The following is an 18,884-nucleotide window of genomic DNA, read 5'->3' as shown; positions in this document are numbered from 1 at the left end:
GTCGAGGTAGGCGACCTTGCTGAGCACGTTGAACAGGAGTCCCCGGCGGGCGGGTGGGGCGTAGACGCTGCCGCCGAGTCTGAGGGCAACCCCATCAGCATGCTGAGGACGACAGCGAGCGCCCGCGAGGGGATCCAGTGGCTACGCCGTGAGGCGATCCGCCTCGGCCAGCAGCAGCCCGCCGAAGGGTTGGAAACCGATACTGCAGGCGTAGACGCCGCTGACGACGCGGTGGATGGTTCCCCACTCCCAGATCGCGGTGGCATCGACGCCCGTCAGTGAGGCCAGCCGCTCGGTCCGCGCCCGGAGGTCATCACCGAGGTCCGGATTGCTCCGCACGATGGTGCCGAGATCGCACGCCGGTTCGGCCCGCAGTCCGGCCGGATCGATGAGCTTGTAGGTACCATCGCGCGCCTGCAGGGCGTTCATCTCGTGGATGTCACCGTGGACCAGGACTGCGGACCGGTCGTCGTGCGCGCGGCGACGCTGTTCCATGCAGTCCAACGCGTCAGCCACGGTCGCTGGCGAACACGGTTCACCCGCCTGCTCCCACAACCGTGGCAACTGGTCGGCGTACCGCTCAGCCACCCTCGCGCCGGTGGGAAGGTCGACGTCGGGACCAAGCGGACGCCACAGGCGAACAGCCAGCTCGCACAACAGGAGGTGGCGGCTGACGGGGTCGGCCACGACGGCTTGCATCGGAGCACCCAGGCGCTCCAGTAGAAGGGCCTGTCGCCGCCTGTCTTCGCCCAGAAGCCTGGCGCATCCTGCTCCGTTCGCCAGGCGCAGTGCCACGGCCTCTTGCCCGACGTCCCGATCCGGCACGCCGATCTTGAGGACCGCTGCGGATCCGTCGCCCATCGTCACCTCGACAACCAGGGCGGCGTGACCGCCCGCGAGGCTGCTCCCGATCCTCAAAGACCAGTCCTGGGCCAGCGATTCAATCACGCCCGGCAGCTCGTCCAGCCAGGACTCGTTCCCGTCGGCCACGACCGTCTGACGGACCTGGTCGGGGATGTCGAGCCTCACCGCAACAGCCTAGAGCGGGCAGGAACTCAGTCCTGATCGGCGCCGATCCCGAGTCGTTGATTCGGGCGTGGGAATCGTCCTTGTCCGTATAGCCGCGGTCCTGACGCCCACCTCGGTCGAATGATGGCTCATCGCCGAGCGTTCTGAGGTTCGGTACCGAGGCCAGAGGCCGCGCTCGGGCGCACGCTGAGGGATCCCTCAGCGAAACGCGCTCTGGGTCGCAGGGCCGTGTATGTTGGCCTATTTGGTCCTGAGATTCCGGAGCCAGGCGTCGCGTCGGGCTTCTTTCTGCGGGATCAGCGAACTGGACTCGTTCGGGTAGGACACCGCGAAGGCGTGCATGATCAGCGCATCGGCGATGACGTGGCTGGCGCCGTGAGTCCGCATGACCATCGTGGCCAGGCGAAAAGTGTCGAGGAACCGCTCCCGGCCGACGAGGTGCTGCGTCGCGCACGACAGCCCGACCTCGTCGACCACCCTGCGGAACAGCTCTGTGTTGCGAACCAGGGCGCACGCGGGATGCAGCCGATCCCGGTAGATCTCAGGATTGGCAGCCAGGTCGGGCGCCATCTCGCTCTCGCCGTCCCACGACATGCGCGGGCCGGCCCCGAACGCCGTCGGATTCCGCTCCAACTCCTCTCGCAGGATGCGGATCGTTCCGGGACTGGTGAAGCAGACGTCGGCGTCGAGGAAGAGCAGGTAATCAAGCTCTGCGTTCCTCGGGTCGAGCACGAACTTGCTCAGCACCTGACCGTGGGAGTTCGTGGTTGTCGTGGTGTCGAACCCGGACTGCTGAATCTCCGCGCCGTACTGTGCCGCCGCGTCCAGCATCGCGGACCGGTCGTCGATCGAGCCGTTGTCGTAGACCGTCAGTCGGCCGAAGCCAGGGTTCTGAACGAACAACGAGCGGATCAACACCTCGGTCCAGGCAGAGGTGTTGTGGTTGACGACGATCGCACCGATCTGAGCATCTGACTGCTGGGAGTACACCGTCCATCTCTAGCACCACGCCAGCCACGTCGCGATGGGTCGGACCACCGCCCGGTGATGGATCCCCTACCGTGCGCGCCGGGTACGGGCATGCAGGAACACCTCCGCGGCGGATGACCAGTCCAGGACGCGTCGGGGACGGTGGTTGATGCGGGCAGCGATGTCGTCGAGGTCGCGCAGCGAGAAGGTGCTCAGGTCGCCCTTGGGCAGGTACTGGCGCAGGAGCCGGTTGGTGTTCTCGTTGGAGCCGCGCTGCCAGGGCGAGCGGGGGCCGCAGAAGTAGACCTGTAGCCCCAGGCTGGTGGCGAGGTGGGCGTGCTCGGCCATCTCCCGGCCGCGGTCCCACGTCAGGGTCTTACGCAGGGCGGACGACGCGCCCACCGCCGTCATGCTCCCCGGTGGTCTCTACTCCGTCCAGGGTCCGCTGCTCTACTGGTGCGCCGAGTTGCTGCTGCAACGTGGGTGGCGCGTGATCGCAGTCGAGTGGGCGCCGGAGGTCTCCGTCTCGGCGGAACCTCGGAGCCACGTCGAGGCGGAGCTCGGCGCTGTCACTGCCGCATCCGGATCCCCGGACCTCGTCGTCGCCAAGTCGCTGGGAAGCCACGCGCTCCCGTGGACTATCCGTCAGGGTGTCCCTGGGGTCTGGCTGACCCCCGTGCTCACCGACCCCGCCGTGCATGATGCCCTGGCGCGTGCGGGGTCGAGCCACCTGGCGATCGGAGGCACCGTCGATCCGATGTGGGCCCCCGCGGCCACTCTGACGACGCGTGCCGGTATGGAGACCATCGACGGCGCCGATCACAGCATCCTGATCCCGTTCGACTGGGAGGGGTCCATGCGGGCCCAGCGGGCTCTGATGACCGTGATCGCGGCGCACGTCGACGGCGCTCGCTGACGGGTTCAATCGGAGCCGGTCGGACCTTCTCGGTCACGCCCGGCGTCAGGGTCCGGCTTGCCCCGCCCCGGGCGCGAACGCGTTGTGCAGGATCGTCAGGATGCGACTCGCGACCGCGTCGCGCTGATCCGGATCCGTCCTGGAGATCTCGGTGGCCAGCATGCCGGTCGAGATCGTGATGTCCTTCGGCTCGACGTGCTCACCCAGGCGCCCTGCTGCCTGCTCCCGCTCGAGCAGACGCTCGACGACCTCCAGGAAGCGCGCCCCGAGCGCCTCGACCCGGGGATCGTGGCGGCCGCTCTCGATGAGCGCGATGAAGCCCATCGAACTGGCGGCGTGCGTGATCGCCCGGGTGAACAGGTCGTCGAGCGTGATCCGCCCCGCCCGCGCATACGCTTCCAGCTCGGCGAGATTCTCCTCATAGACCGCGATGGCGAGCGCCGTCCGGTCCGGGAAGTGCCGGTACAGGCTGCCCTGACCCACGCCGGCACGCTTGGCGACCGCGCTGAACGGCGCGTCCGGGCCGTCGTCGGCGTAGATCTCCCGTGCCGCTGCGATCAGCGCGCGCCGGTTCTCGGGTCCGGCCGCAGGTCCCCGGTTGGTCCGGGGCGGGGCGCTCTGAGGCGGCAGTGGCACAGACGCAGTGTAGGACCACGCCCTGGCGCCGTCCCGGGAACGGAGGCCGCGGCCCGCCGGTCCGCCTCAGACCGCGACGCTGGCACCGCGCGGCAGGACGGGACCGAGGGTGTACCGGGAGTTCGCCCAGGCCGCGTACAGCAACGGGGTCGCGGCCAGCCCGAGGGCGAGGGCGGGGTGCAGGCTGAAGAGCCCGGCGAGCAGGCCGAGCGTGATCAGCGAGACGATCGTGAGGTACCAGCGGCGCACACCCAGGTACAGGCTCGCCTTCAGCACATCGCGCAGGCGCGCGTCCGGCCGCTCCACGCTCGCCACCAGCGCGATCAGTGCGGTGATCAAGGCGAGCACGAACAGCACCACCAGGAGCGGCGTGAGCACGGCACCCGGGCGCGTACCGCTGATGGCGACGACGTCCACCGCGAGCACCACCGCCGTCGAGATCAGCAGCGTTCCGACGGCGAGCGAGCGCCGCAGGTGCCGCGCCCAGGACCGCCAGAACGTGCGGACCACGCCCGCTTCACGGGCCAGGGTGTTCGCGCGGAAGACGGCGAACGCCGCCGTGACCGCGGGGGTTGCCGCGACGCCCGCGACCGCGAGCGCCGGCCAGGAGGAGACCGGATCCGTGGTGATCAGCAGGAGCACCAGCGGCAGGGCGCCGAGGACGAGCATCAGGTTCGTCATCGCGACCAGGTAGGCGACGCCGAAGACCGTCTCCCAGGTGTCCGCCGAGAGGCGAGGGAGCCGTCGCCGGGGGCCGGGTCGGGTCGGGTGAGCCATCGTCCTCAGCCCTTCAGCCCGGCGGTGGCGATGCCCTGCACGAAGTACCGCTGCCCGAGCATGAAGATGATCGCGATCGGCAGCACGGACAGGACCGACCCCGTCATGATCAGCGCGTACTCGGCGTTGTACTGGGACACGAACGTCTTGAGGCCGATCTGGATCGTCCACAGGTCCCGGTCACGCAGGTAGATCAGCGGCCCGAGGTAGTCGTTCCAGGTGTTCACGAACGTGAGCAGGGTCAGCGTGGCCACCGCGGGACCGGAGAGCGGCAGCACGATCCGGCGCCAGATCGAGTACTCGGACAGACCGTCGATCCGGGCCGCCTCGGAGAGCTCCTCGGGGATCGAGTCGTAGTACTGCTTCATCAGGAACACCCCGAACGCCCCGAACGCCTGCAGCGCGATGATCGCCCAGAGCGTGTTCGAGAGCCCGAACCTCGACATCAGGATGAACTGCGGGATCATGTACGCCTGCCACGGCACCGCGATCGTGCCGATGTAGGCCAGGAACAGCACGTCCCGGCCGGGGAAGCGCATCTTCGAGAAGCCGTACGCGGCGAAGCTGCCGGTGAACACCTGCAGGAACGTCACGGTCACGGACAGGATCAGCGTGTTCCGCAGCCAGGTGCTCATGTCCGACTTGGCCCAGATGTCGACGTAGTTGCTCCAGACCACCGGGTCCGGGAACCACTGGATCGGCACCGTGAAGACCTGGTTGTTGGTCTTCAGGGAGGACGTGACCATCCAGAAGAACGGCAGCATGATCACTGCGGCCGCGGCGATCAGGACCACGTACAGCACGATCGTGCCGAGGACGCTGCGACGTCTGCGCGCGTCCCGCTCGGGCCGGGGCGTCGCCGCCTGCGGGCGGTCGAGGGTGAGGGTGGCCATCAGCGATCCCTGCGCTTGTTGATGAGGAACTGGAACACCGTGACGGTGATGCAGATGACGAAGAGGACGATCGCGACCGCGGACGCGTACCCGAACTGCTGCTCCTCGAAGCCCTTGCGGTAGATGTACTGGGACAGCACGAGCGTGGCCGTGCCGGGCCCGCCGTCGGTCATCACCAGGATCAGGTCGAAGATCTTGAAGCTCGCGATCGTCAGCATCACGGTCACGAAGAACGTGGTCGGGCGAAGGCTCGGGACGGTCACGTTCCAGAACCGTTGGATCTTGTTCGCGCCATCCACCCGCGCGGCCTCGTACAGCTCGCCCGGGATCGCCTGGAGGCCGGCGAGGAACAGCAGCATGTAGTAGCCCATGTCCCGCCAGGTGCTCACGAGCGCGACGGCCGGCATCGCCCAGGTGGTCGAGGTGGTCCAGCCGGGCGGGTTGTCGATGCCGAGCGCCATGAGGAACTGGTTCACCGGGCCGGTCTCGGGCGAGAACAGCATGTTCCAGACCACCGCGATGGCAACGATCGAGGTGATGTAGGGGAAGAACGCGACCGTCCGGAAGAACGCGACGCCGCGCAGCTTGGTGTTCAGCAGGAGCGCCAGTCCGAGGGACACCGCGAGCGTCAGCGGGATGTGCATGAGCGCGTAGTAGCCGGTGTTGCGCAGCGCGGTGTGGAACGTGCGGTCGGTGATCAGGTCCTGGAAGTTCTCCAGGCCGACCCACTCGGCGGCACCGAACACGTTCCAGGACGTGAACGCCAGGTAGAACAGGATGAGCACCGGCACCAGGGTCAGCACCGCGAACCCGATGAAGTTCGGCAGGATGAACGTCCAGCCGATGAAGGTGTTCCGGAGCTTCAGGCGGCTGCCGGGCGGGCGCTGCCGCGGCGCCCGGGTGGGGGCCGGCGCGACGGTGGTCGCCATGGGTTCTCCTTGGTCGAAGGGGGCCCGGTGCCGGCCGGACGGGGCCGGCACCGGGTCGAAACGCGGTTCGGGTCAGCCGATCTCGGACGCGGCGCGGTCCATCGCCTCGGCGATGCCGTCGGCGGGGGAGACGCTCCCGGACATGATCGCCGTGTGGGCGTCACCGAGGATGTTCTGCAGCGCCACCGTGTTGAGGTCCACCGGGTTCTCCGGGCGCACGTCGTGCGTGGAGAAGGTGAACTGGGACAGCTCGTCGGTGGGGATGCCCTCGATGCCGAAGAACGTCTCGGTCACGGCGTCGTTGGTGATCGCCGGGGTGATGCCGATCTCGGCCAGGGCGGACGCCGCCGCCTCGCTGCCAACGAACGTCAGGAACTCCATGGAGGCCGCGGCCACCTCGTCGCTGACGGCCGGGTTGATGCCGATGCCGGTCGGGTCCGCGAACGTGACCGGCTCGCCGGTGGTGGAGTCATCGAGCTGGGGCGCCGGGGCGAAGGCCCAGTTGAACGCGTCCGCCTCGCCCGAGGCCTGCTGCGCGAGCAGTGTCGCCACGTACCAGGAGCCCATCGGCATCATCGCGGCCTGCTGGGTGCCGAACTGCGACTGGTAGGTGAGCGAGTTGGTGGTCAGCGTCCCGAAGTCCACCTGGGCGCCGGCGTCCTGGAGCGCGACCGCACGCTCGTAGTAGGGCATCAGGTACTCCCAGTCGCCGGAGAGCAGGTCGGCGCCGTCGGCCTGGGCGTTCGCGAAGCCCTGGACCACGGACTGCCACCCGTGCTGGTAGGTCCCCTTGGCGTCGCTGCCCGCCGCGCTCAGGCCGGCGGTCAGCGCCTCGGCCGCGGTGGCGTAGTCGTCCCAGGTCCACGAGCCGTCGGGCTGGGCGACGCCCGCTGCGTCGAACAGGTCCTGGTTGTAGTAGAGGTACCAGGCGTCCTGGCGGTAGGGGATCGCGTAGGTCACGTCGTCGACGGTGTAGGCGTCCACACCGTTGACGTCGTCGCCGAGCTCGGCCGCGACGCTGGAGACGTCCAGGAGCTGGCCGCCGTCCTGGTACGTGACGAAGTTCTTGAGGTTCTTCAGCACGTACATGTCCGGGGCCGTGCCCGCGGCGAGGTCCGCGATCATCTGGGTGTCGTACTCGGTGGCGTCGTACTCGAGGACCTCGACCGTGATGTTCGGGTTCTCCTCGTGGAAGGCGTCCGCGAGGACCTGGAACTCGGGCGTGGTGGTCAGGCTCCACCCGGCCAGGGTGATGGTGACCTCCCCGGTGACCTCGCCGCCGCCGCCGGAGTCGTTGTCCGTGCCGCTGCTGCAGCCGGCCAGGACGAGCGTCGCGGCGGCGACGGCCGCCGCGCTCATCATGATGGTGCGCTTCATTGCGTTCTCCCTCTCGAGGGTTGTGCCCAATGGGCTGGGTTTGTCTGTTCTCTGGTGCCGCCGGGGGCGACGGCGGTTGGTTCAGGCGCTCAGTTCGCTCGCCTCCGGGGTCACGGCGCCCGGCAGCGGCTCGCCCGCGGCGTACGCGGCCAGTCCGTCGAGGGCGAAGTGGGACAGCCGACGCGTCTCGGATCCGAGCGAGCCGGCCAGATGGGGCGTCACCGTCACGTTCGGCAACGCCAGCAGGGGGTGCCCCGTGGGCAGCGGCTCGGGGTCGGTCACGTCGAGGATCGCGTCCAGGCGACCGCTCGCGCACTCGGCGAGCAGCGCCGCGGAGTCGACGATGCCGCCCCGTGCGGTGTTGATCAGCGTCGCCCCGTCGGGCAGCAACGCCAGCTCGGCGCGGCCGATCAGGTGCTGCGTGCTCGGCAGCAGCGGCGCGTGCAGCGAGAGGATCTCGGCCCGGCCGAGCACCTCCGGCAGCGGGCGCAACTCACCGCCGGCGGCTCGCACTCGGTCGGGGTCGGCGAACGGGTCGGCCACCAGGACCGGGCCGGTCTCGAGCACTCGGAGGAGCTCGAGCACCCGGCGTCCGATCGTCGAGAACCCGACGATCCCGATCGTGCGTCCGAGGTTGGACAGGCTCCGGGTCGCGAACGAGTTCTGCCACCCGGTGGGCTGCGTCCGGCCGACCTGGGCCAGGGGCAGGGCGCGCTTGCCGGCGAGGATGACGGCAGCGAGCGTGTACTCGGCGACCGGCACCGCGTTCATCGTCGCCGCCGTGGCGACCTGCACCCCGCGGCCGTGGAAGTCCGGCGGCACGAGGCCGCGCACGCTGCCCGCGGCGTGCAGCAGCACCCGCAGGTGCGGCGCGGCGTCCAACTGGGCCGCCGTGATCGGGGGGCACCCCCATGAGGTGATGAGCACCTCGGTCTCGGCGAGCCGGCCCGGGTCGACGTCGGCGAGGCCGCCGACCACGACCGGGTCGCCGAGAGTGGCCAGCTCGGCGAGGCGCGCCTGCTCGTCCGGGCCGAACTGCAGCGCGAAGGTGGCCTGGTCCATCACCAGCAACACGCGCGGCCGCGTCATCACGGAGGCAACTCCCTTGTCGAGGTTCACGGCACCGACTGTCGAACGGGTCAAGGCATCGACTGTCGAAATGCTCAGGCTGTGATCGATTAGTGATCGATTGTGCGTTACGATCGAAAACAGTAAGTTGGCACGCGTCGAAAGTCAACACGCGAGCATCGTGGCTGGTCAGCGCCTACTGGCACGTGATCGAATTGTGATCTACTTTGCTGACGCATCGAAGGGACTCACATGGACGTAGTCGGGCAGCCGGGCGGGCCGGTCGCGGGCTCGCGCCGCGCCGAGGTACTGGCGGCGGTGGCAGAGCGCGGGATGATCCGCGTGACCGACCTCGCCCGCGAACTCGGCGTCACGCCGGTCACGGTGCGGCGCGACGTCGCCGAGCTCGCCGATGCCGGGCTGGTGCGCCGGGTGCACGGCGGGGCGACGGCGATCGAAACCGCGGACCAGCACCGGTCGACCACACCGTCGTCACGGGTGGCGCCCGGGCGGGTTCCGGTCGTCGGTGGCGCCGTGGGCATGCTCGTGCCGTCCCTCGACTACTACTGGCCGGACGTCGCTCGGGGGGTTGAGGAGGAGACCCGGGCGCTCGGCCTGCGGATGGCACTGCGCGGGTCGGTGTACGAGGCCGCCGACGAGCGCGGCGACGTGCAGCGCCTCCTCGAAGGCGGCGCGGACGGCCTGCTGCTCGCCCCGACCGTCACCGGACCGGGCGGAGACCTGATGCGGGCCTGGCTCGCCGAGACCGAGGTGCCGGTCGTGCTCATGGAGCGCAACGCCGTCGTCGGCGACGAACGGCGCGCCGTGGAGTCCGTGACCACCGACCATCGGGGTGGCATCGCGATGGCCGTGCACCACTTCACCAGCCTGGGCCACCGCCGGATCGGGGTGGCGCTCAGCCAGCACTCCCCGCACGTGGGGCAGCTCCACGCGGGCTGGCACGCGGCGTGCACCGACCTCGGATTGGACACCGCCGGCGTCGTGGACCTACCCGTGCCGGACCGGCCGGATCCCGGCTTCACGGCCGCCATCGAAGCGGTCGTGGATGCCGTCCTGGCGACCGGGACCACGGCGCTCATCGTGCACTCCGACCCCGAGGCACTACGGGTGGTGCAGCGGGCCGCCGAGCGTGGACTGAGCGTGCCCGGTGACCTCTCCGTACTCGCCTACGACGACCAGGTGGCGCCGCTGGCCACGCCCGCGCTGTCCGCCGTCCGCCCGCCGCGGCGGACCATCGGGCGCACGGCCGTATCGCTCCTGGCCGCTCGGATGGCCGATCCCGGCCGGCCCGTGCACCGGGTCCAGGTCAGCCCGACCCTCAAGGTCCGGTCCTCCAGCGGGCCGCCGCGTACGACGTAGCCCCACCTCGGCCCGCGCTCCGTCGCTCCCGCGGCATCCGGCCAAGGCTCGAACGTGGAGTCGCGAGGGGTGAAACGTTGGACCTGCGCGTTCGGCGGCAGGAGGCGCCAGGGACCTCACATGAACCGCGGGTGAGCAGCAGGTAGCCGCTTGACCCACCAGCCCACCGGGCGCGAGGCTCGGCGGGAGCGGCGTCTCCCGCTCGGTCGGGAGCTGGTGATGGGTACGGATTCCACGGCGGGCGCGCAGCCCGCCCTGGCGCGTCGGCTGGGTACCGCCGACGCGGTGATGATCGGGCTCGCGTCGATGATCGGCGCGGGTGTGTTCACGGTGTTCGCCCCGGCAGCCCAGGCCGCCGGGGCCGGTCTGCTCATCGGCCTGGGCATCGCGGCGGCGGTGGCCCTGGCCAACGCGACCTCGTCGGCGCAGCTCGCCGCCGTCTACCCGACCTCGGGTGGCACCTACGTCTACGGCCGCGAACGGCTCGGGCCGTGGTGGGGCTTCGGAGCCGGGTGGGCGTTCGTCATCGGCAAGACGGCCAGCTGCGCCGCGATGGCGCTCGCGGTCGCCGAGTACGCGGCGCCGGAGGCCTGGCGCAGGCCGGTCGCCCTCGCGGCAGTGATCGTCCTCGCCGCGCTGAACTACCGCGGCATCACGAAGACGATGCGGGCCGCCCGGGTGATCGTCGTCGCGGTCCTGGCCGTGCTCGTGCTCGTCCTCGTGGCGACCCTCGGCGTCGGCGACCCGGACGCCGCCAATCTCGACGGGTGGGCGACGCCGTCCGCCGGCTGGTACGGGGTGCTCCAGTCCGCGGGCCTGTTGTTCTTCGCGTTCGCCGGCTACGCGCGGATCGCGACCCTCGGCGAGGAGGTCCGCGACCCGACCCGCACCATCCCGCGCGCGATCCTCGGGGCGCTCGCGGTCGCCGTCGGGCTGTACGCGCTCGTCGCGGTCGCGGTGCTGACCGTCCTGGGGCCCGACGGCGTCGCCTCCTCGGTCGCGCCGCTCGCCGCCGCGGTGGAGGCGGGTCCGTGGTCGGCGGCGGTACCGATCGTGCGGGCCGGGGCCGCTGTCGCCGCCCTCGGGGCGCTGCTCGCGCTGCTCACCGGGGTCGGTCGGACCACGCTGGCGATGGCGCGGGGCGACGACCTGCCCCGGTGGCTCGCCGCGGTCCACCCCCGGTACCTGGTGCCCCATCACGCGGAGGTCGCGATCGCCGTCGTGATCGGTGTCCTGGTGCTCACCGTGGACCTGAAGGACGCGATCGGGTTCTCCTCGTTCGGGGTGCTGTTGTACTACCTGATCGCGAACCTGTCCGCCTGGACGCAGACCGGCGCCGACCGCCGGTATCCGAGGTGGCTGCAGGGGCTCGGCGCCGGAGGGTGCGCCGTGCTGGTGGCCACGCTGCCACCGCCGACGATCGCGGTCGGGGTGGGCGTGCTCGCCGTCGGGGTGGCCTACCGGGTGCTCCGGCACCGGGTCCTGCGGCGGACCGCAGGGTGACGTCCGAACCGGTCCGGCGGCTCGTGGCGCGGCGTGGGGGACCTCGAGGATCGCGGTGATCGTCGCCGTCGGACGGGTCCGGCGTGGCGACCCTCACGTGCGCTGGTGCGGCGCTGGGGGGCGAAGGTCCATAGGGTGGGAGCCGAATGACCGCCTACCGGGCCCGCGGATCCCGGCAGACCGGGGGAGAGCGACCGCCGAGGAGCACCGATGAATTTCGACAACGTCCCGCCGCACCCTCGGGTGTCGGCGACGATCGACCCCGACGGCGTGGCCGAGGTGATCTTCGACGGCGTACCCCACTACCTGCGCAGCGGATCCCTGCCCGGCGCCCGGCGGGACGTCACCACCTACGTCGCCCAACGGGCCCGGGACGTCCTCGGCCGCGCCGTGCTCGTGCACGTGAGTGAGCCGGAGGGACGCTTCGAGCTCGCTGTGCACCCCGACGGCAGCGTCGACGAGCGGGCGAGCCGCGACCAGGCGCCCGAGCCGAGTGCGCTCATCCACGACCCGCAGTCGGACGCCACCGTGATGACCCGGGTCCGGCCCCCGGCCGGGCCGGCGACCCAGGAGTCCGCGCCCGAGCCGGCCGAACGGTCCGACGCGGCGGAGCCGGCCGCGTTCGCCGACCCGGCAGCGCGAGCTGAACCGCCCACACCGGCAGTGCGACCTGAACCGGCTGAACCGGCAGCGCGAGCAGAACCGCCCACACCGGCAGCGCCGGCTGAACTGGCAGCGCCGGCTGTACCGGCAGAACCGCACGCACCCGCGACGCAGGCTCCGGCAGGTCGGGCCCCGGCGGCGCCGGACCACTGGGCGCCGCCACCTCGACCCGCCGAACCGGCGGCCGAGCAACTGCCGCCGAGCCCGCACCGGGCTCAGCCCGGCTCGTACCCGACGCAACCCGCCCGCCAGGCGCCGTTCCCTGCTCCTGGGCAGTCGCCGTCGTCCATGCCTTCGTTCTCACCGTCCGCCCCGCAGCCCGGCGGCCCGGCGTACCCGCCGCAGTCGGGCGGCTCCGCGTCCGTGCCGCAGCCGGCAGGCCCGGCGTACCCGCCGCAGAACGCGGGGCCGGCGTATCCGCAGCAGACCGGCGAGCCCGCGCTGACCCGGCGCCAGCTGCGTGAGTCCTTCCTCACCCAGGAGCAGGTCGAGGCGCCGGCCAGCACCGGGCTGCGCGGTGTCCTCGCCCGAGCCGGCATCAAGACGGCTCCGAGCGCCGCCGAACGCTCCGAGCGGTCCGACCGCAACACCGTCTCCCAGCACTGGCCGGGGGTGCGCACGATCGCCATCGTGAACGGCAAGGGCGGGGCGAACAAGACCCCCACCACGGCCCTGCTCGCCGCCGTGTTCGCGCGCAACTCCGGGGCCGCCACGCTCGCCTGGGACAACAACGTCACCCGCGGCACGCTCGGCTGGCGCACCGACCAGGGTCCGCACGATGCGACGGTGCTCGACCTGTTGCCCGAGGTGGACAACCTGCTCTCCCCGGGCGCGAAGGCGGGGGACATCTCCCACTACGTGCACCACCAGCCCGCGGACAAGTACGACGTACTCCGCTCGAACCCGAACCTGCTGTCCTCCGAGACCCGGATCAGCGCACCGGACGTGGACGCGATCCACGACGTCGCCGGCCGCTACTACCGGCTCGTGTTCGTCGACTCAGGCAACGACGAGTCCGCCGAGAACTGGCTGCGGATGATCGACAAGGCCGACCAGCTCGTGGTCGCCAGCATCGCCAAGCCCGAACACGCCGAGGCGGGTGCGCTCCTGCTCGAGGAGCTCGTCGCCCGCGGCGGCCGGTCCGCGGAGCTCGCACGCGGCGCCGTCGTGGTGGTCTCCCAGGCCCGCGAGAAGGACACCAAGCCCGCTGCCTCGGACATCGCCAAGGGCTTCACCGGCTGGGTCCGCGAGACGGTCACCATCCCGTACGACCGGGCCATGGTCGAGTCCGTGCTGCGGTTCGACTCGCTCGCCCCGGCCACCCAGCGCGCGTGGTTGCGCGCCGGGGCGGCCGTGGCGGCGGGTCTGTGAGCGGTGCGTCGCCCGGCGCGCGCCGCCGCGGTCAGGGCAGCCGGTTCGCCTTGGTGAGGTTCTCGGCGAGCTCGATGGCGTTCTGCCGCACCACGTAGGCGGGGCGGTCCCGCTCGACGCGCCAGGACTCGTCGAGCGACCCGATGTCCACGGTGTCGAAGCCGAGCTGGTCGTAGAGCGCGGTGACGAACTCGACCGCTTCGGGAAAGTCGCTGGCGGTGGCGAGCGCACGCCGGTTCGGGGTGCCGGCGGGGGTGCCGTCGGTGTTGATCTGGTCGGCGACGATGTGGTTGAACGCCTTGACGACCCTGGACGTCGGCAGGTGCTGCTGGAGCAGGCCGGAGGTCGTCGCCTCACCATCGTCGAGCGACTCGATCTGGCCGTCGCGTTCGTAGTAGTAGTTGTTGGTGTCGAGCACGATCTTGCCCGCGAGGGGCTCGACGGGGATCTGGTCGATCGCGTGCAGCGGCACCGTGACCACGACGACCTCGCCGGCCCCCGCCGCTTCGGCGGCTGTTCCCGCCCGCGCCCGCGGCCCCAGGTCGTCGACCAGGCCGGCCAGGGTCTGCGGGTCGCGGGAGTTCGCGATCACGACGTCGTGGCCCGACTCGATCACCGCGCGCGCCACGTTGCTGCCGATGTTGCCTGCCCCGATGATTCCGATCGTTGTCATGCCTGTCCCAACGTCCGGTCGAGCCAAACATTCCGGCGCTCGCGCAGTTCTCGGACAAGTCCGCGATGTGAGATCGCGGCGGCGGTGACGCCGACGCGACCGGCCCGTACCCGCGGGAGCTGGACCGCTAGGTGAGGTGGTCGAAGTCGCCGCGCACCCAGGCGATGTGCCGGTCGGCGCTGCGGCGCAGGACGGTTCGGGCGTCGGTGTCGATCCGATTGTCGAAGTTGCCGATGAGCCGGTCGAAGGTCAGCGTCTCGAGCGCCGTCGTGAGTCGCTCCACCACCGCACCCGAGAGCGGGATCTTGTTCGGGTAGCTGCGCAGGAACCCGATCGAGGTGCGGTCCGGGTTCGGGAACACCGAGTCCCCGGTGAGCAGGACACCGCGCCCGTCCGCGCCGTCGGCCCACAGGGCCACCGCGCTGCCGACGAAGTGGCCGCCGACCTGATGCAGCGTGAGCGAGTCGGTGATCACCCGCTCGCCCGACCAGAACTCGATCCGGTCGTCGCGGCGACCGAGCCACTGCGCGTCCGCCTCGTTGACGAGCACCGGCGCGTCCAGGGCCCGGGCCCAGTCGACCTGCACCCCGAACATGTGCGGGTGGCTGGCCGCGATCGCCAGGACCGGGCCGCGCTCGCGCACCCGGGCCACCGTCTCGGCGTCCAGGTATCCGGTGGGATCCCACAGCAGCGAGCCCTCTGGCGTGGTGACCAGTTGCGCCGTCTGCCCGATGCCGACCCTCGGGTCGGTGGCGATGCTGACCAGGCCCGGTTCGGTCTCGGTCCAGGTGAGGTGCTGCCCGGCCGCGGCCAGTTCGGCGAGGCTGGTCCAGTGCTGGCCGTCCGCCGGCACCCACTGCCGCTCGTCCGCGCAGATCGGACAGACATCGGGCGCCGGCTCGTCGTACTCGACGGCGCAGGTCGCGCAGATCACCATGGCGTTCCTTTCTCGAAGGGACCGGCCGATCTACGCTGACGCGGTGGTGACCACGACAGCGGTTCTCGACATGGCCCTGGTGGCACTCGGCATGGTACTCACGCCGGGTCCGAACATGATCTACCTCATCTCCCGCAGCATCGGGCAGGGGTGGCGCGCCGGCATGGTCTCACTTGGCGGGACGATGGTCGGTTTCGTCGTCTACATGACGATGGCCAACGTGGGCCTGTCCGCGGTGTTCGTGCTGGTGCCTGGCCTGTTCGTCGGGCTGAAGCTGGTCGGCGCCGCGTACCTGCTCCACCTCGCCTGGAAGACCCTGCGCCCGGGCGGGCGGTCCCCGTTCGAGACCGTCACCCTGCCGAGGGACTCCCGGTCCAGGCTGTTCCGGATGGGCCTCGTCACGAACCTGCTGAACCCGAAGGCGGCCATCATGTACCTCGCCCTGGTCCCGCAGTTCGTGGACCCGTCCCGTGGCGCCGCGATGGCCCAGGCCTTCGTGCTGGGCGGCGTGCAGATCACGGTCAGCGCCGTGGTGAACACGGCGATCGTGCTCGCCGCCGGCGGCATCGCGGCGTTCCTCGCGGGTCGGCCGACCTGGATGGCGTGGCAGCGTCGGGTGACCGGGACGCTGCTGGGCGCCGTCGGGGTCAAACTCGCTCTGGCTGCGCCGGCGCCCGCGAACGCCTGATCCCACCGCTCGGCCCGTGTCCGCCGTGGCTGTGGACAAGTAGGCTTGAGCGGGTGGAACAGTTCTGGGACTTCATCGGCTCGTTCTGGTGGTTGGCCTTCCCGTTGGCCGGCATCGTGGGCGGCTGGGTCAAGGGCGCCCAGAAGTGGGATGAGAGACGACGGCACGAGCGCTACCAGCAGGAGCTCGAACTGGAGCGGATCCGGCACGGGCAGGTCGGGCCGGCTGGTCAGGGTCAGGGCGGGCAGGGTCAAGGCGGGCAGGGTCAAGGCGGGCACGGGCAGGGACACGCGGGTCACGGCGCGGGCGTGGCGGCCGGTGGGCAGGCGGCCGGCGCGGCGGGTGTGGCCGGGGTGGGACGTGCGAACCCGGCCGTGGTGTTCCAGCGCGACGTCGACCGGATCGTCACCGCGCACGACGACGTGAACCGGCGCTGGCTGGACTACGAGCTCGACGTCGCCAAACTCATCGACTTCCCGCTGATGTCGGACATGCGCGAGCCACTGACCGTGGACTTCCACCGGGCCAAGCGGGACGCGGACTTCCTCCGGCCGGAGGACCCGGCGAAGCCCGAGGAACTCAGGGATCCCGTCCGGCTCGCGGAGTACCGCGAGGCCGTCCGCACGTTCGAGGTCGCCTTCGACGTCGCCGAGCGGGAGGCGAAGCGACGCCGGCGCTCGGACTTCAGCGAGTCCGAGCGGTCGTCCCTGGCGCGGGCGCGCAAACTCATCGCGATCGCGGACGACAACGGAGCCACGCACGCCGAGCGGCAGGTCGCCTACCGGCGCGCCAAGAGCGAGCTGGAAGGGCTGATCGTCCTCCCGGACGTCGCCATGGACGCGATGGAGCAGCGCATCGCCGGCGCCCTCGACGCGGCGCCCGCCGGTGGCGGCACGAGTCCCCTCGACCTCGGCAACCTGTCCGGGCAGGACCCTCAGGATCCGACCGTCGAGTCCCTCATCGACCCCGAGTCGGCACGGCAACGCCGCCGGCCCACCGCCGGCTAGGCGGTCCACGCACGGAAGCGAGCACGATGGCCACCGAACTTCCCGATCTCCTGCTGCCCGACGCCGCGGCCTGGCGCGACTGGTTGGCCACGAACCACGACTCCTCGCCCGGTGTCTGGTTGCGCCTGGGCAAGAAGGGCGGCGACGCCACGGCGCTGACGTACGCCGCCGCCGTCGAGGAGGCGCTGTGCTACGGCTGGATCGACGGCCAGGCAGCCCGGCGTGACGAGGCCACCTCGGCGCAGCGGATGACCCCGCGGAGCTCGCGCAGCAGGTGGTCGGCGGTGAATGTCGCGCGGGTGGCCCGGCTGGAGCAGGAGGGGCGGATGCAGCCGGCCGGTCGGGCCGCCGTCGAGGCCGCGCAGGCCGACGGCCGCTGGGAGGCCGCCTACGCCGGGCCCGCCACCGCGGTGGTGCCGGCGGATCTGGTCGAGGCGATCGCCGCAGACGCCGCGGCCCAGGCGATGTTCGAGGTGCTCACGTCTGCCAACAGGTTCGCGCTGATCCACCGCCTTGGCGCCGTGAAGCGCGAGGAGACCAGGACCCGCAAGATCGGGGAGTTCGTGGCGATGCTCGCCCGGGGCGAGACCTTCTACCCGCAGAAGCGGCGTCCGGCCGAGCCCGAGTAGCGGGCTCCGGGCCACGGGCAACCGATCCGGTGCCCGACCGGCCCGGACGGCGTCAGGCAGGGGCCCGGTCAGGCCCTGCGGCCGAACAGGTCGGGCACGCCCACCTCGACCAGGCTGACGGTGCCGTCAGGGGCGATCAGCACGAACGAGTCGGCGTAGTGGTCGTCGTTCGAGGCGACCACGACGATGGTGCCACCGGGCGCCGTCATCACCCGGGTCGCCCGCTCGCCCATCGGCGTGGAGCCGACGACCGTTCCGGTGGCCGCGTCGAGGACGTCCAACCGGTACTCGTCACCGTTGGCCGTCACCGTGCTCTGCAGCAGCACGAGTCCGCCAGGCGCACCGGCCGGGGCGTAGCTCAGATAGCTCCGGTCGCTCGACGTCGGCATCTGCTCACGCTGCTCAGGGCTCAGCAGGCCGGCCGGGGTCTTCGTCACCTCGAGCAGGAACTCCCCGTTGTAGATGGGTCCGGGCAGCTCGACGGTGCCGCTCGGCCCGGTCAGCCGGACCGTGCCGCCGGGAACCCCAGGGGACAGCGGGCCGTAGTCGAACCGGCTCTCGCCGACGACCGCCGAGTCCGTGGTGTCGTCCCAGTCGGAGTCCAGATACATCCAGGAACCGCTCGAGTCCGCGAACACGGAGAACTGCCAGGCGTTGATGGTCGGGGCGTCGGACGGGGTCGCGGTGAGGCTGTCCACGGGCAGGGTGCGGTACTCGCCGAGGCTGGTGAGGATGATGATCGCGTTCAGGTTCCGGTCGTACCCGTAGGCGGCGTATGCGGCGAGGTAGTCCGCCCCGAGGCCCTCGATGTCGTCCGGCCCGGCCTCCCGGTGGGCGTCGGCCACGGATCGGATCTCGAGCCCGTAGTCGGTGACGACGTACAGGTACTGGCTGCCGGCGGCGATCACGCCGGCCGCTCCGATCAGGTCCTCGTTCAGTTGCACGTCCCAGATCGGCTCGCCGGCCACCACGTCGACGGCGGCCAGCCGGATCTGGAACACGTCGTCCCAGATCCAGATGCCATCCGCCTCGTACGGCATCAGGACCACGTCGCGCCCGTTCACCTGGGTGAACGCGCCGACCGGCAGCAGCTCGTTCGAGCTGGTCGAGCTCATCGCGATCCGGGGTAGGCCGATCACCATGAAGCCGACGAACAGGATCGGCAGCAGCGCGCCGAGCCAGCCGAACCGGAACCGGCGGCGCCGGCGCGGCGTCACCGGGTCGCCGAAGTCCCCGAGGACGGACCTCGGCCGCTCGGTGCCCGGCGTGCCGGAGCCCGCCGTACCGAAACTGCTCGACGGCGAGGGGTACCCGCCCGCGCCGCTCGCCCCGGACCAGCCGCCGCCGGTCCCGGTGGTGCCCCAGCCGGGCACGGGCGTCTGCTGCCCCTGGTGGCCGCTGTGCTGGCTCATCCGTGGGATCGACATGGTGCCCTCCTC

18 protein-coding genes and 1 pseudogene are annotated in these 18,884 nt (G+C 71.1%); 7 read left to right on the top strand and 12 right to left on the bottom strand.

Annotated elements, in window-relative coordinates; translation table 11 throughout:
• Positions 1-141: 141 nt before the first annotated feature.
• From GKS42_RS25380 to GKS42_RS25370, 3 genes and pseudogenes are all read right to left on the bottom strand, one after another.
• Positions 142-1,029, bottom strand: coding sequence for an aminoglycoside phosphotransferase family protein (locus tag GKS42_RS25380; protein WP_154796367.1), 888 nt, complete (start codon positions 1,027-1,029; stop codon positions 142-144).
• 240 nt (positions 1,030-1,269) lie between these two features.
• Complete coding sequence (locus GKS42_RS25375; protein WP_154796366.1) at positions 1,270-2,019, bottom strand: glycosyltransferase; 750 nt, start codon at positions 2,017-2,019, stop codon at positions 1,270-1,272.
• 66 nt (positions 2,020-2,085) lie between these two features.
• Positions 2,086-2,382: pseudogene (locus GKS42_RS25370) on the bottom strand (IS30 family transposase); the annotation flags it as partial.
• A 25-nt stretch (positions 2,383-2,407) separates the two neighbouring features.
• On the opposite strand from GKS42_RS25370, the gene GKS42_RS25365 reads away from it, so the two are divergent.
• Positions 2,408-2,914, top strand: coding sequence for a hypothetical protein (locus GKS42_RS25365; protein ID WP_154796364.1), 507 nt, complete (start codon positions 2,408-2,410; stop codon positions 2,912-2,914).
• A gap of 45 nt (positions 2,915-2,959) precedes the next feature.
• On the opposite strand, the gene GKS42_RS25360 is transcribed toward GKS42_RS25365, so the two are convergent.
• From GKS42_RS25360 to GKS42_RS25335, 6 genes are all read right to left on the bottom strand, one after another.
• Positions 2,960-3,550: a TetR/AcrR family transcriptional regulator gene (locus tag GKS42_RS25360; protein ID WP_154796363.1), complete on the bottom strand. Its 591-nt coding sequence runs from the start codon at positions 3,548-3,550 to the stop codon at positions 2,960-2,962.
• 66 nt (positions 3,551-3,616) lie between these two features.
• Positions 3,617-4,327, bottom strand: coding sequence for a DUF624 domain-containing protein (locus GKS42_RS25355; RefSeq protein ID WP_154796362.1), 711 nt, complete (start codon positions 4,325-4,327; stop codon positions 3,617-3,619).
• A gap of 5 nt (positions 4,328-4,332) precedes the next feature.
• Positions 4,333-5,220 (bottom strand): carbohydrate ABC transporter permease, encoded by an 888-nt coding sequence (locus GKS42_RS25350; protein WP_154796361.1) that lies wholly within the window; start codon positions 5,218-5,220, stop codon positions 4,333-4,335.
• On the bottom strand, positions 5,220-6,149 hold the full coding sequence (locus GKS42_RS25345; protein WP_154796360.1) for a carbohydrate ABC transporter permease: 930 nt from the start codon (positions 6,147-6,149) through the stop codon (positions 5,220-5,222). Before GKS42_RS25345 ends, GKS42_RS25350 begins: the two co-directional genes overlap by 1 nt.
• A gap of 72 nt (positions 6,150-6,221) precedes the next feature.
• Positions 6,222-7,526, bottom strand: coding sequence for an ABC transporter substrate-binding protein (locus GKS42_RS25340; protein ID WP_154796359.1), 1,305 nt, complete (start codon positions 7,524-7,526; stop codon positions 6,222-6,224).
• A gap of 81 nt (positions 7,527-7,607) precedes the next feature.
• Positions 7,608-8,669, bottom strand: coding sequence for a hydroxyacid dehydrogenase (locus GKS42_RS25335; protein WP_232847843.1), 1,062 nt, complete (start codon positions 8,667-8,669; stop codon positions 7,608-7,610).
• 177 nt (positions 8,670-8,846) lie between these two features.
• Here GKS42_RS25335 and GKS42_RS25330 point away from each other — a divergent pair, with 177 nt between their 5' ends.
• From GKS42_RS25330 to GKS42_RS25320, 3 genes are all read left to right on the top strand, one after another.
• Positions 8,847-9,974, top strand: coding sequence for a LacI family DNA-binding transcriptional regulator (locus GKS42_RS25330; RefSeq protein ID WP_154796358.1), 1,128 nt, complete (start codon positions 8,847-8,849; stop codon positions 9,972-9,974).
• Between the two features lie 219 nt (positions 9,975-10,193).
• Complete coding sequence (locus tag GKS42_RS25325; protein WP_154796357.1) at positions 10,194-11,477, top strand: APC family permease; 1,284 nt, start codon at positions 10,194-10,196, stop codon at positions 11,475-11,477.
• Positions 11,478-11,687: 210 nt separating this feature from the next.
• Positions 11,688-13,511, top strand: a complete 1,824-nt coding sequence (locus GKS42_RS25320; protein ID WP_154796356.1) for a hypothetical protein — start codon at positions 11,688-11,690, stop codon at positions 13,509-13,511.
• A 31-nt stretch (positions 13,512-13,542) separates the two neighbouring features.
• Here GKS42_RS25320 and GKS42_RS25315 read toward each other — a convergent pair whose 3' ends face one another.
• Positions 13,543-14,184, bottom strand: coding sequence for an NADPH-dependent F420 reductase (locus tag GKS42_RS25315; RefSeq protein WP_154796355.1), 642 nt, complete (start codon positions 14,182-14,184; stop codon positions 13,543-13,545).
• A 127-nt stretch (positions 14,185-14,311) separates the two neighbouring features.
• The gene (locus tag GKS42_RS25310; protein ID WP_154796354.1) at positions 14,312-15,121 is read right to left on the bottom strand and encodes an MBL fold metallo-hydrolase; all 810 of its coding nucleotides are present in this window, start codon (positions 15,119-15,121) and stop codon (positions 14,312-14,314) included.
• A gap of 43 nt (positions 15,122-15,164) precedes the next feature.
• Between GKS42_RS25310 and GKS42_RS25305 the strand changes: the two genes are divergently transcribed.
• Genes GKS42_RS25305 through GKS42_RS25295 form a run of 3 tightly spaced genes read left to right on the top strand, consistent with a single transcriptional unit; the run spans position 15,165 to position 17,445 of the window.
• Positions 15,165-15,809, top strand: coding sequence for a LysE family translocator (locus tag GKS42_RS25305; RefSeq protein WP_154796353.1), 645 nt, complete (start codon positions 15,165-15,167; stop codon positions 15,807-15,809).
• A 53-nt stretch (positions 15,810-15,862) separates the two neighbouring features.
• Positions 15,863-16,816, top strand: coding sequence for a hypothetical protein (locus GKS42_RS27000; protein ID WP_154796352.1), 954 nt, complete (start codon positions 15,863-15,865; stop codon positions 16,814-16,816).
• Between the two features lie 26 nt (positions 16,817-16,842).
• The gene (locus GKS42_RS25295; RefSeq protein WP_154796351.1) at positions 16,843-17,445 is read left to right on the top strand and encodes a YdeI/OmpD-associated family protein; all 603 of its coding nucleotides are present in this window, start codon (positions 16,843-16,845) and stop codon (positions 17,443-17,445) included.
• Between the two features lie 68 nt (positions 17,446-17,513).
• Here GKS42_RS25295 and GKS42_RS25290 read toward each other — a convergent pair whose 3' ends face one another.
• Positions 17,514-18,872: a PA2928 family protein gene (locus tag GKS42_RS25290; RefSeq protein ID WP_154796350.1), complete on the bottom strand. Its 1,359-nt coding sequence runs from the start codon at positions 18,870-18,872 to the stop codon at positions 17,514-17,516.
• Positions 18,873-18,884: the final 12 nt, after the last annotated feature.

Origin of the sequence: Occultella kanbiaonis, assembly GCF_009708215.1 — a bacterium.
Classification (GTDB): domain Bacteria; phylum Actinomycetota; class Actinomycetes; order Actinomycetales; family Beutenbergiaceae; genus Occultella; species Occultella kanbiaonis.
Note: the sequence above shows the minus strand (reverse complement) of the source record. Positions and strands in the feature narration are given on the sequence as shown.

Bases quoted from the DNA above. Each gene is read 5' to 3' on its own strand.
- GKS42_RS25325 (WP_154796357.1), top strand. From the start codon at position 10,194: ATGGGTACGGATTCCACGGCGGGCGCGCAGCCCGCCCTGGCGCGTCGG.
- GKS42_RS25290 (WP_154796350.1), bottom strand. From the start codon at position 18,872: ATGTCGATCCCACGGATGAGCCAGCACAGCGGCCACCAGGGGCAGCAG.
- GKS42_RS25365 (WP_154796364.1), top strand. From the start codon at position 2,408: ATGCTCCCCGGTGGTCTCTACTCCGTCCAGGGTCCGCTGCTCTACTGG.
- GKS42_RS25320 (WP_154796356.1), top strand. From the start codon at position 11,688: ATGAATTTCGACAACGTCCCGCCGCACCCTCGGGTGTCGGCGACGATC.
- GKS42_RS25295 (WP_154796351.1), top strand. From the start codon at position 16,843: ATGGCCACCGAACTTCCCGATCTCCTGCTGCCCGACGCCGCGGCCTGG.
- GKS42_RS25330 (WP_154796358.1), top strand. From the start codon at position 8,847: ATGGACGTAGTCGGGCAGCCGGGCGGGCCGGTCGCGGGCTCGCGCCGC.
- GKS42_RS25355 (WP_154796362.1), bottom strand. From the start codon at position 4,327: ATGGCTCACCCGACCCGACCCGGCCCCCGGCGACGGCTCCCTCGCCTC.
- GKS42_RS25315 (WP_154796355.1), bottom strand. From the start codon at position 14,184: ATGACAACGATCGGAATCATCGGGGCAGGCAACATCGGCAGCAACGTG.
- GKS42_RS25345 (WP_154796360.1), bottom strand. From the start codon at position 6,149: ATGGCGACCACCGTCGCGCCGGCCCCCACCCGGGCGCCGCGGCAGCGC.
- GKS42_RS25340 (WP_154796359.1), bottom strand. From the start codon at position 7,526: ATGAAGCGCACCATCATGATGAGCGCGGCGGCCGTCGCCGCCGCGACG.
- GKS42_RS25310 (WP_154796354.1), bottom strand. From the start codon at position 15,121: ATGGTGATCTGCGCGACCTGCGCCGTCGAGTACGACGAGCCGGCGCCC.
- GKS42_RS25350 (WP_154796361.1), bottom strand. From the start codon at position 5,220: ATGGCCACCCTCACCCTCGACCGCCCGCAGGCGGCGACGCCCCGGCCC.